This window comes from Janthinobacterium sp. BJB304 (assembly GCF_002735765.1).
GTDB lineage: Bacteria > Pseudomonadota > Gammaproteobacteria > Burkholderiales > Burkholderiaceae_D > Janthinobacterium.
Genome location: NZ_PDZN01000043.1, coordinates 1 through 11,320, shown reverse-complemented (window position 1 = coordinate 11,320; position 11,320 = coordinate 1). Strand labels below are relative to the sequence as shown.

The 11,320-nt window shown below is 60.4% G+C and carries 11 protein-coding genes and 3 tRNA genes; 12 read left to right on the top strand and 2 right to left on the bottom strand.

Annotated elements, in window-relative coordinates:
* Positions 1–227: 227 nt before the first annotated feature.
* Complete coding sequence (locus tag CSQ95_RS28735; RefSeq protein WP_099411979.1) at positions 228–1,163, bottom strand: LysR family transcriptional regulator; 936 nt, start codon at positions 1,161–1,163, stop codon at positions 228–230.
* Between the two features lie 203 nt (positions 1,164–1,366).
* Here CSQ95_RS28735 and lhgO point away from each other — a divergent pair, with 203 nt between their 5' ends.
* The 12 genes from lhgO to aqpZ all read left to right on the top strand — a co-directional run bounded on the left by lhgO (position 1,367) and on the right by aqpZ (position 10,294).
* Entirely contained in the window at positions 1,367–2,572 is a 1,206-nt protein-coding gene (lhgO, locus tag CSQ95_RS28730; RefSeq protein ID WP_070290416.1) for an L-2-hydroxyglutarate oxidase, read from the top strand.
* A 103-nt stretch (positions 2,573–2,675) separates the two neighbouring features.
* On the top strand, positions 2,676–3,989 hold the full coding sequence (locus CSQ95_RS28725; protein WP_257218269.1) for an MFS transporter: 1,314 nt from the start codon (positions 2,676–2,678) through the stop codon (positions 3,987–3,989).
* 328 nt (positions 3,990–4,317) lie between these two features.
* Positions 4,318–4,393, top strand: a tRNA-Glu gene (locus tag CSQ95_RS28720).
* A gap of 122 nt (positions 4,394–4,515) precedes the next feature.
* Positions 4,516–4,591, top strand: a tRNA-Glu gene (locus CSQ95_RS28715).
* Positions 4,592–4,661: 70 nt separating this feature from the next.
* A tRNA-Glu gene (locus tag CSQ95_RS28710) sits at positions 4,662–4,737 on the top strand.
* Positions 4,738–4,832: 95 nt separating this feature from the next.
* Complete coding sequence (gene earP, locus CSQ95_RS28705; RefSeq protein WP_099411977.1) at positions 4,833–6,002, top strand: elongation factor P maturation arginine rhamnosyltransferase EarP; 1,170 nt, start codon at positions 4,833–4,835, stop codon at positions 6,000–6,002.
* 135 nt (positions 6,003–6,137) lie between these two features.
* Positions 6,138–6,713 carry an elongation factor P gene (locus tag CSQ95_RS28700; RefSeq protein ID WP_070223695.1) on the top strand — a complete coding sequence of 192 codons (576 nt, stop codon included), beginning with the start codon at positions 6,138–6,140 and terminating at the stop codon, positions 6,711–6,713.
* Positions 6,714–6,871: 158 nt separating this feature from the next.
* On the top strand, positions 6,872–8,011 hold the full coding sequence (locus tag CSQ95_RS28695) for an amidase family protein (protein WP_070223696.1): 1,140 nt from the start codon (positions 6,872–6,874) through the stop codon (positions 8,009–8,011).
* Positions 8,012–8,045: 34 nt separating this feature from the next.
* Positions 8,046–8,456: a hypothetical protein gene (locus tag CSQ95_RS28690; protein WP_070223698.1), complete on the top strand. Its 411-nt coding sequence runs from the start codon at positions 8,046–8,048 to the stop codon at positions 8,454–8,456.
* A 65-nt stretch (positions 8,457–8,521) separates the two neighbouring features.
* Positions 8,522–8,980 (top strand): Ivy family c-type lysozyme inhibitor, encoded by a 459-nt coding sequence (locus CSQ95_RS28685; RefSeq protein ID WP_162995609.1) that lies wholly within the window; start codon positions 8,522–8,524, stop codon positions 8,978–8,980.
* A complete protein-coding gene (locus tag CSQ95_RS28680) occupies positions 8,980–9,390 on the top strand; it encodes a GNAT family N-acetyltransferase (RefSeq protein ID WP_070289887.1) in 411 nt (136 codons plus the stop codon). The genes CSQ95_RS28685 and CSQ95_RS28680 overlap by 1 nt, the downstream gene beginning before the upstream one ends.
* 214 nt (positions 9,391–9,604) lie before the next feature.
* Positions 9,605–10,294: an aquaporin Z gene (gene aqpZ, locus CSQ95_RS28675; RefSeq protein ID WP_099411976.1), complete on the top strand. Its 690-nt coding sequence runs from the start codon at positions 9,605–9,607 to the stop codon at positions 10,292–10,294.
* 216 nt (positions 10,295–10,510) lie between these two features.
* Here the strand turns inward: aqpZ and CSQ95_RS28670 are convergent, their stop codons facing one another.
* Positions 10,511–11,299, bottom strand: a complete 789-nt coding sequence (locus CSQ95_RS28670) for a helix-turn-helix domain-containing protein (protein ID WP_070223705.1) — start codon at positions 11,297–11,299, stop codon at positions 10,511–10,513.
* Between the last annotated feature and the right edge of the window lie 21 nt (positions 11,300–11,320).

The following is an 11,320-nucleotide window of genomic DNA, read 5'->3' as shown; positions in this document are numbered from 1 at the left end:
AATCAAAGTCGCCTTGGGCGGCTTTTTTTATTTCCGGGCCAATTTCGCCATACCCGACAGGGGAGTGTGGCGTAGGTCGGATTAGCGTAGCGTAATCCGACAGCACCATCTTCTGAAGCCAGCATCCGTATCCATGCCGCCTCCACCAACAGCGCAGAAATCACATGATAATCAAAGTCGCCTCGAGCGGCCGAGGTGGCCAGCGGGCGGCGCATGGCCGGCAGTTATCAGCGTTCCGTTATGCTGCCCAGCGGTCGCGATAGATCGGCAGTGAAGTCGACATATTGGGTGGAAAGCCCGCGTAGCTGGTCGAGCAGTGGACGGTTGTCTCCGCGCCGCCACTGAAAAGAATAGATTACCGGTGCTGGCATTTCGGCGGCGGCGAGCGGGAGCAGCAGACCCTGGTCAACCAGCTTTTGACTCCAGCCTGTGGGCAGTATGCCGATCCCGACAGAGGCAATCAGCATGCCGGCAATGGCCCCCCAATTATTGCAACTTATACGCTCAACGGCAGCGATGCCGTGAGCCAGTAGCCAGTCATCAATCAGTCGCGTGGTGCCAGCTGATGGCGGTAAGGCAACGATGGGCTGTCCAGCGTCAAGTAAATCGGCGGCACCACGCAAGCCAGGCGGGCTGTCAGATACAGCCAGGGTTGGCGCGGCAAGCCAGATGAATTGTGCTTGGCTGACTGGTTGCGACAGGATGCCGTGGTGCGATGAGCGTCCGGCAATGATCGCAAAATCGAGCTCGCCCTTGGTGACACGGCTTTCCAGAACTGAGCCCACGTCGACATAGGGTTCGAGCGTCAATTTGGGATGCAGTGCCCGGACTTGCGCAATGAACTGCGGTAGCCAGGTCAGCGCGCTGAGTTCGCCAACACCAAAGGTACAACGGCCAACTAGCCCGGCAGAGGGTGCGAAGGCGGTACGTATTGCGGCGGCGTCATCGAGCAGCGCCAGCGCGCGTGGCAGCAATGCCTGGCCTGCATCGCTGAGTACGGCGCGGTGGCCACTCCGGTCGAACAGATTGATGCCAAGCGCTTCCTCCAGTTCTGAAATGCGCTTGGAGAGAGACGATACGGACAAATGCAGGCGTTCGGCGGCAATCGCAAAGTTGGCGCAGGTGGCGGCCCAGTAGAACGCTTCGAGTTGCTTTAAAGTCATGGACATCACTTGTTCTCTTTTTTCGAAATTAATTGTACATAATTTTTCGCTTTTATCTAAATTGTGCTTGATCAAAAATGCTTGACAGGGCAAATCGCGTCGGTGCCAGGCGTTGGGCGGGCGGCATATGCAGGCCCTCGTCCTTCACCAAAGTGATGCATGTAGCAGTGAAATGACGAGTTTGCTATTTTTTGAGAGGCGCAATGAACAAGAAGCGTTATGCAGTTATCGGCGGGGGGATAAATGGCCTCGCAGTCGCACGTCAGTTATTGTTGGATTTTCCCGACGCCACGGTGGTGCTGTTCGAAAAGGAGGCGAGTGTCGCCAGTCATCAGTCCAGCCACAATTCGGGTGTAGTCCATGCCGGTCTGTACTATGAGCCGGGGGGGCTCAAGGCACGACTTTGCAGGCGCGGGGGCGAATTGATTGGCAACTATTGCCGCGACAATGCGATCCCCTACGACGAGTGCGGCAAAGTTGTCGTCGCGCTACAAGAGGAAGAGTTGCCTCGCCTGGAGGCGATTTATCGGAAAGCGCAGGCCAACGGTGTGCCTGGCGTGCGGCTGATCGGCTCAAATGAGCTGCGCGAAATCGAGCCCAATTGCATCGGCCTGGGCGCCTTGCATTCACCGAAAACGGCGATTGTCAGTTACGGTCAAATTGCGGCCCGAATCGCCGATGAAATCAGGGAACGTGGCGGGCGCATTTGTCTGAATTCGCCGGTTGAGCGCCTGCTGGAGCAAGGCGGCGAAGTACGGGTCGAACTTGCAGACGGAGAGGTCTTCGATACGGTATTCGATCAGGCAATTGCCTGCGCGGGTTTGCAGTCAGATCGCCTGGCAGAGCGTTCGGGCGATCAGGACACGCCACGCATCGTACCGTTCTTCGGCCAGTATTACGTGATCGACGAGGCTTTCAAGTCGCATGTCAAAGGCTTGATCTACCCGGTGCCGGACCCGCGCTTTCCTTTCCTCGGGGTGCATTTCACAAAGCGTATCGACGGACAGATGACGATCGGCCCGAATGCTTTCATATCCTTTGGTCGCGAGAACTATGACGGCCGCAGCATGAACCTGGCCGACATCTTCAATTTTGCCAGCTACCCCGGCTTTTGGAAGTTTGCTGCCCGTAACCTGCCGGCGACGCTTCGGGAACTGAAGACTGTGGTCAGCGAGGCGAGCTTTGTCCGCGAGGCGGCGCGCTATGTGCCGACGCTTGCCTCGGTCGGTATTGTTCCGGCGGTTCGTGGGATCCGTGCCCAGGCAATGGAGGCCAATGGTGCGCTGGTTGACGATTTCGTGATTCGCCAACACGGCAACATTACCCACATCCGCAATGCACCGTCACCAGGGGCGACATCGTCGCTAGCCATTGCTGAATACATTGTGCGTGAAGTGATGAGGCGCTGAGTTTGCGTAGCGGACAACGTACGGTTGTCTGTCGCTCCCCAGCCAGCCCCAACTCGAACGCTCTAGGCGAAAAATAAAAAAATTAATTCATGAAGGAGACATTTTGAACATTCAAAAAACGGAACAGGAAACCCCGGCACAGACAAAAAGTCGTTTGCGCAAAGTGGCGGCAGCGACCATCGTCGGCTCAATGCTGGAGTGGTATGACTTTTATCTTTACGCGACGATGGCGTCGATTGTCTTCAGCAAGGTCTTCTTCGATACCTCGGACCCGGCGAATGCATCGCTGCAAGCCTTTGCCACCTTCGCCATCGGCTTTGTGGCGCGACCGATCGGGGGGCTGTTCTTCGGCTACTTCGGCGACCGCTACGGGCGCAAGAAAATGTTGTTCGTTACTTTCTGTATGATGGGCTTGTGCACGACCGCCATTGGCCTGGTCCCTTCCTACGCCAGCATCGGCGTTTGGGCGCCCCTGTGCCTGGTGCTGATCCGCATTGTGCAGGGCCTGGGCGCCGGTGCTGAACTGGCGGGGGCGGCGGTAACTTCCTACGAACATGCGGCCGACAACAAGAAGGGGCGACAAGGTGCGTGGCCTGCATTGGGGCTGAACCTTGGCCTGTTGCTATCGTCGCTGACCGTTTATCTGCTGACCGTCAATGGCGACAAGTTTTTGCTTGCCGGCGGTTGGCGCATTCCCTTCATCCTCAGTTTCGTGCTGGTACTGGTTGGGCTCTGGGTGCGTGGGAGTCTGCCGGAAACGCCAGAGTATCACCACTTCGAGGAAAGCCATCGCCAGAAGAGGCCGTTCCGCGAATTGTGGAAAACCAATCTTAAGGGCCTGGGCGTCGTCTTCTTTGTCGCCATCGGTTACAACGCACTGAGCTATGTCTTCAAGACCTTCTCGCTGGCCTACCTGACCCAGTTCAAAGGCATTTCGGCCAGCGTGACATCGCTATCGGTGACACTGGCCAGTCTGGTCGCAATCTTTGCCGTCCCGCTCTTCGGCTATCTGTGTGACAAGTTCAGCAGCAAGAAGCTGCTGATCGTCGGCGGCCTGCTGTCAGCATTGTTCGCGTACCCGTTCATGCAGTTGCTGGACAGCGGCGAGAACAGGCTGATTTACCTGGCGCTGATCGTCGGCACCGGGGTGCTGGCGCCGATGATGTTCGCCCCACAGGGCTCTTTCCTCAGTCGCCAGTTTGCCGTGCAAAACCGCTCGACGGGGGTTGGTTCGGGGCGTGAAATCGGCACTGCCATTGCCGGCGGTATTGCCCCGTTGTGGGCGTTATCAATGGTTGCCCAGTCTGCGACTCGTGACACGAGCGCAGTGGCCTTGATGCTCACGTGCTCCGGAGCGATCGTCGCATTGGCAGCATACTTCGACCAAGGTTATCGCTTCAGCCATTACAAGAACTGATGGTCAAGGCGGCGGGCCAGGCTTGCTCAGCTCCTCCCGCCGCCCACCCCTTGTATGACGCGGGTTTGGGCCAGTACAAACGAAGGGGGGGAGCAAGAGGCTTTCCTTTTGCTGGTCTGGCTGCTGTTGCTGAGGACCTGTACCTCGCCCGCACAGCCGATCGATTGCACATTGAGCAATCGCCGCCGGGAGCGGTTTCCTCCATGGAAAATAAGATGCGCCTGCGGTTGATTTTGTGAATCACCCCATGCTATACTTCGCGCACGCTTTTTTGAGGGGCTAAGCAAAGCCTTCAACGAAGAGTCCGCTGAGAGTAAAGCCAGCACAGGTCCCCATCGTCTAGAGGCCTAGGACATCACCCTTTCACGGTGAGTACAGGGGTTCGAATCCCCTTGGGGACGCCAGGATTTAGTTGTAAAGCAAGAGTGCAGTGCTGAACGGGCCTGACAAGTCAGGCTTTTTTTGTTTCTGCGATTGCTGTAGTATCGGGTCAGGATGCGAAGTAATGCATTCAGGACAGATTTCTGTCCCCATCGTCTAGAGGCCTAGGACATCACCCTTTCACGGTGAGTACAGGGGTTCGAATCCCCTTGGGGACGCCAGATTCGCACGCAGTCAGCAAGTAAAGTAACAGGTCGGGATGCAACGCAGCGCATCCAGGACAGATTTTCTGTCCCCATCGTCTAGAGGCCTAGGACATCACCCTTTCACGGTGAGTACAGGGGTTCGAATCCCCTTGGGGACGCCAGACCGGCTGAATCAGCCAACAAAAAAGCCGCCTGGTAACAGCGCGGCTTTTTTGTTATTGGCTGCCATGCCCACGTTTTTCTCTTCCCCTTGACTATGCCACTACCTACCGATCGCGCACCATCTCTCGCCATCTTCTGCAAAGTCGTCGACAACTACGGCGATATCGGCATTTGCTGGCGCTTGGCGCGGCAGTTGAACGGCGAGCACGGCGTCGCCGTCACCCTGTGGGTCGATGATTTATCCAGTTTCCGGCGCATCTGCCCCGAAATCGACGTGGCGGCCGAAGCGCAGCACGTGTCCGGCGTCACGGTCCGCCACTGGCGCGGCCAGGATGGCGCGTTTGCACCCGCCGATATTGCCGACATCGTCATCGAGTTTTTTGCCTGCGACATTCCGCCCGGCTATATCGCCGCCATGGCCCAGTGTTCGCCGCAGCCCGTATGGCTGAATCTGGAAGGATTGACGGCGGAAGACTGGGTCGAGGGCTGCCATGCGCTGACGTCGCCGCGCCACGGCATGATCAAGCATTTCTTCTTTCCCGGTTTTACCGATAAGACGGGCGGCTTGCTGCGCGAAGCGGCGCTCGATGAAAAAAGGCTGGCGTTCCAGTCCGATGCGCCCGCCATGGCGGCATTCCTCGGGCAGTTCGGCGTCACGGCGGCGGAAATGTGTGCCGTGAAAGTATCGCTGTTCTGCTATCCGTCCGCGCCCGTCGCCGAGCTGTTCGCGGCCTGGCAGGCGGGTGAGCAAGCTGTGGTATGCCTGGTGCCGGCAGGCGTCGCGTTCGACGCCGTTCAAGCGTTTATTGGCGACGATGCGGCGGTAGCCGGTGCGGCGCGCACGCGCGGCGCGCTCACCGTGCACGTGCTGCCTTTCGTGCCGCAGGACGATTACGACCGCCTGCTGTGGGCTTGCGACGTCAATTGCGTGCGTGGCGAGGATTCCTTCGTGCGCGCGCAATGGGCGGGCCAGCCGTTTCTCTGGCATATCTATCTGCAGGACGAAAACTTGCATCACGTGAAATTGCGCGCCTTCCTGCAGCGCTATGCGGTGGACGCGGACGGCGCCATCGACAGCCTGGTGCAGGCTGCGCTGGCCTGGAATGGCGCCAGCGCGGACGCCTTGCCGTGGGCGCAGCTGTGGCCCGCATTGCAGGCCGATCTGCCGCGCATCCGGGCGCGCGCGCAAGCCTGGCAGCGGCAGATGCAGGCGCATGGCGATCTGGCAAGTAACTTGCTGGCGTTCGCCGGCGCGACGAGATAGGCGCTTGCCCAAAATTAAGGTAAAATGCCCGGTTATTTCTAACGTATTTTTAACCGATCAAACGCAAGCTTGCGGCGCTGATGGCGCACAGGCGGCAGATGGTCTTCATGCAACCCACTTTTTACGTACATTCCTATGAAACCCGCAAAAGAAATTCGTGTTGGCAATATCATCATGGTCGACAGCAAGCCAATGATCGTGTTGCGTTCTGATGTCAACGGTTCGAGCCGCACGGGCTTCACCTACAAATGGAAGATGAAAAATCTTCTGACGAACACCCCGATGGAAAACGTGTTCCGCGGCGACGACAAGTTCGACGTGGTTGTTCTGGATAAAAAGCCAGTGACGTATTCGTACTTCGCCGACCCGCTGTTCGTTTTCATGGACACCGAGTACAACCAGTACGAAATCGAAGAAGAAAACCTGGGCGATGCACTGCATTACCTGAAAGATGGCATGGAATGCGAAGCCATTTTCTACGACGGCAAGGCTATCTCCGTTGAACTGCCGACGACCATCGCCCGTCAAGTGGTGTACTCGGAGCCTGCGGTCAAGGGCAACACGTCGGGCAACGTCCTGAAAGAAGCCAAGATCGAAAACGCCATCGACGCGCACCGCCACACCGTGCAAGTGCCGCTGTTCGTGGCACAGGACGACGTCATCGAAATCGATACCCGTACCAACGAATACAAGCGTGTCGTGCGCAACTGATACGCGCCAGTGCTTGACCATCAAGAAACGCTGCCTTCGGGCGGCGTTTTTTTTTGCTTGAAAAATAATTCCTTTCAACAACAATTGAGTTGCAAGGACTGCTATGCTATGGCTAGCACATTATTGCGTTAGAAACACTGAGGTTTCCTGGAGATACGATGCAGCGCAGTCAGATGTTACGCAGTGGCGCGTCCCGGGGCGTGTCGCGCCCCGTATTGGCCCGTGCCACGGCGCCCGCCAGTCCCATGGCCCATTTGCTCGACGCAGGGGTCTTGCCGCAACAGCAGATGATGCAGGCAGGCAAACTCAGTTCCCATGCGCTGACGTCGCAGTACCTGGCGCGCATCCGCTCCCTGTGCAGCATCGGCGCGCGCGCCTATCCCGGCATTGAAATCAATCCCGACGCGCTGAAAATTGCCCTGGAAATGGACCGCGAGCGGCAGGTGCACAAGGTGCGCGGCCCCTTGCATGGCATCCCCGTCGTCTTGCGCGACAATATCGCCACGGGCGACCGCATGAAGACGCGCACGCAGGCACCCCTGGCCACGCATGCCAGCTGCGATTCCTTTGTGGCGGCGCGCTTGCGCGCGGCCGGCGCCGTCATCATCGGCAAAAGCAATTTGCGCCAGTGGGCCGCCGTCAGCGTGCCGCATGCCAGTGCCAGCTGGGCCTGCCTGACTATCCTGGCCGTCGACAGCGCAGCGGACGGCTCCATCGTCGCGCCTGCTTCAAACTGCGGCCTGGTCGCCATCAAGCCCACGGGCAGGACCGCTGGCGGGCAGGGCGGTGAGCCAGCCACGGCAGGACCGATGGCGCCCAGCGTGCGCGAGGCTGCCTGGCTGCTCGCCGCCCTGACGGGCGAGCGCCTGGCCGATGGCTTGACGCTCGACCTTGCCGGCTTGCAAGGGCGCCGCATCGGCGTGGCGCGCAGCCTGTTCGGCCTGTGCGCCGGGACCGATGCCGTGATCGAGCAGGCGCTGCTGGTGTTGCGCGAACAGGGCGCCGAACTGATCGAGCCGCCGCCCGCGTCCGGGTCTGGCGGCATTGAAGCGCTGCTGCGTTCGCATGCGCTCGATGCGCTGGTGGGGCCGACCTGCCATGGCGTATCGCCGCAGTCCGATTTGCCGCATATTACGGTGCCTGCCGGCATGGTCGGGGGCTTGCCGGTTGGCTTGTCCTTCATCGGCCCTGCCCACGGCGACATGCCGCTCATTGCAATGGCGTATGCCTACGAGCAGGCGACTTTGCATCGGCGCACGCCCGCACTGCCATCGAGCATCACCCTGGCGCTGCGTTGACCATGAGATTCCTTTCGTTTTCTTTCGATAAACTATGCTTGCAAGCTTGCTGCTGAGTGCGGCCGTGGCCGCCACCCCGACTCCTTTTGATGCCGAACAACTGTCCGGCAGCTGGTCCGACAGCGTGAATACGAATAGTGTGTGCGAAGAAGCGCGGCACTTTACGCGCATGCAGTTGTCTGACGATCATCAGCGGCTGGCGATCTTCAACGACCGCACGTGGAAAAGCAAGCTGGGCGAAACCAACCGCTTTGCCGCGACGGTGGTGGCGGAAACGGAGCGCAGCCTGACGTTGCGCTATGACAATGAGACCCGCCTCAATGCCGCTGGCAAGCTGGTGGAATGGCAGTTGATCATCGTCGCGCCCGGCGTGTACCGCTGGCGCGAGACGGGCTGGCCGGAAGGCAAAGTCAACGGCGTGGTCGGCATCCGCTGTTCTCCCTGAGGCGCGCGCACAAGCATGCCATTCTGCTATGCTTCCGGCATTACACTATGCTTTTAGGAGATTGCATGTCTGTACGTTTGCTTTTACCCGTATTCCTGGGCGCCACCGTGGCGCTGGCCGCCGTGCCGGCACAAGCGCGTACACCCAGACTGTCGCTGATCGAGCAGGCGCAAAGCTGCGACGGCGGCCATACCTGTCCGTATTTCCCCGATGTCTACAAGGCGGACTACGCCTTTCGCAAGGCCTTCAATGAGGGCTTGAAAAAGGCGGGCCTGAAGCGGCAGCGCTGGGTGCCCGATGGCGTGGCCAGCCCGCTCAAGCCCGTCGAGATCGACGGCAAGGCACGCCTGCTGAGCAGCGTCTGCGAACCGCACAATTGCGGCCACCGCTATTCCATTTTGTACGACCCCGTCGCGCGCAGCATGACGGGCGTGTACATGGGCAGCGATGCCAAGGGCGGCTTGCGCACCGTGTATTTCGGCGAGCCCAGCATCGCCGAAGCCGACTTGCTGTACAAGAACTGATGCACGCGCCGCTACGCATTTCCAGCGAGCGCGGCGAGCTGGACGTGCCCATGATCCACCGCTACCTGAGCGAGCAGTCGTACTGGAAGCGCGGCGTGGCGATCGAAACGGTGCGCAAGGGGATCGCCAACGCGCTGTGTTTCGGCGGCTATGTGGATGGCCAGCAAGTGGCGTTCGCCAGGGTCATCACCGACTACACGGATTTTGCCTACCTGCGCGACGTGTTCGTGCTGCCGCCCTACCAGGGGCGCGGCTACGGCAGGCAGATGGTGGCCGCCGTACTTGGTGATGCGCGCTTGCGCGATGTTGCCTGGATGCTGGGCACCGATGACGCGCATGGCCTGTATGCGGGCTTTGGCTTTGCGCCGCTGGAGGCGCCGGAAAAGTACATGCGCCGCCCCGCGCCATGAGAATTATCAAAACAACCTTTAGGTGTCAAGAGAACTATTAGCATTATTATACGTAATAATGTTGCATTGATAATGACGTCGTGTCATTATGCGCGCTCTGCAGCGTGCGTTGCTGGTGCTGTGCTTTGCCGTCGCCCTTGGGCGGGGCAAAGGTGGTGAGCGGTCCGATTGGTCGTCCCTGGCACGTTTTCTCGTCACTTTAAAGGAATACATCATGAAACAATATGGCGCCGAATTTCTCGGCACGTTCTGGCTGGTACTGGGCGGTTGCGGCAGCGCCGTGCTGGCCGCCGCCTTTCCCGGCCTTGGCATCGGCTTTGCCGGCGTAGCGCTGGCGTTTGGCCTGACGGTGCTGACCATGGCTTACGCCATCGGCCACATCTCGGGCTGCCACCTGAATCCTGCCGTCTCGATCGGCCTGTGGGCCGGCGGCCGCTTTCCCGCCAGCCAGTTACTGCCTTACATCATCGCGCAAGTGCTGGGCGCCATCGTGGCTGGCGGCGTACTGTACGTAATCGCCAGCGGCCAGGCCGGTTTCGACGTCAGCAAGGGCTTTGCCTTGAACGGCTTTGGCGCCCATTCGCCGGGCGGTTATTCGATGCTGTCGGCGCTGGTCATTGAAATCGTGCTGACGATGTTCTTCCTGATCGTCATCCTGGGCGCCACCGACAAGCGCGCGCCGGCCGGCTTCGCCCCGCTGCCGATCGGCCTGGCGCTGACCCTGATCCACCTGATCAGCATCCCCGTCACCAATACTTCCGTCAACCCGGCCCGCAGCACGGGCGTGGCCCTGTACGTGGGCGATTGGGCGACGAGCCAGCTGTGGCTGTTCTGGCTGGCCCCTATCATCGGCGCCTTGCTCGGGGCGCTGGCCTACCGCCTGATCGCGGGCGAAAAAGAGTAGGCCGGCTTAGCCCGCAGGGCGTAAGCCGACAATGCCGGCAGCTTAGCTTGTCGGCTTACGCGCGGCTGCGCCTCGCTAAGCCGACCTACGACGCTGGTTTAGCGGCTGCCGGTGAGCAATCAAGTTGTAGGTCGGCTTAGCCCGCAGGGCGTAAGCCGACAATGCCCGGCAGCTTAGCTTGTCGGCTTACGCGCGGCTGCGCCGCGCTAAGCCGACCTACGCGGCGCGCCACTCGCTCAGGTAGTGCTGCGGCGTGCGGCCCAGGATGCGGCGGAACATGGCGCTGAAGGCGCTGGGGCTGGCGTAGCCCAGCGCATAGGCGATGGCGGCCACGCCTTCGCCCCGGTCCAGGCGGCAGAATGCCTCGGCCAGGTGGACTTGCTGCAGCCATTGGCGGTAGTGCAAGCCCGTTTCCTTCGGGAATAAGCGGATCAGGGTGCGCGCGCTGGCGCCCGCATCCTGGGCCCAGTCCTCGATGCTGCGCCGGCTGCCGGGCGCGTCCATGATGGCCGAGCACACGGCCACCAGGCGCCGGTCGCGGGGCCAGGGGATGGCGAGGGGCACGGTGTCGGCCGCCGCCAGTTCCGACAGGATCAAATGCGCCAGCCAGTCGCCGCGCCCCGCCAGCGCATATTCGATCGGTTCGGCCAGCAAGGCCAGGATCAGCTCGCGCAGCAGCCGGCTCACTTCCAGCACCTTGCAATCGGCGCCATACGGGGCCGCCACCTGCGCATCGATGTACACGGTGCGCATGCTCAGTTCGCTCAAGATATGGACTTCATGCACGACGCCCACGGGGATCAGCAGGGCGCGCCGGGGCGGCAAGATCCACACGCCATGTTCGGTGGAGACGCGCATCACGCCTTCCGTCGCATACAGCAGTTGCGCCCGCACGTGGCTGTGCGGCGCCGTGTAGTCGCCGGCTGCATATTGCCTGGACATGGCCGTCACGGGGCGCGGTACATGCTGGTAATCGTGCGAGCTGGTGCTGCGGCTGAACGGCACGCCATCGGGGTGGGTCTGGGC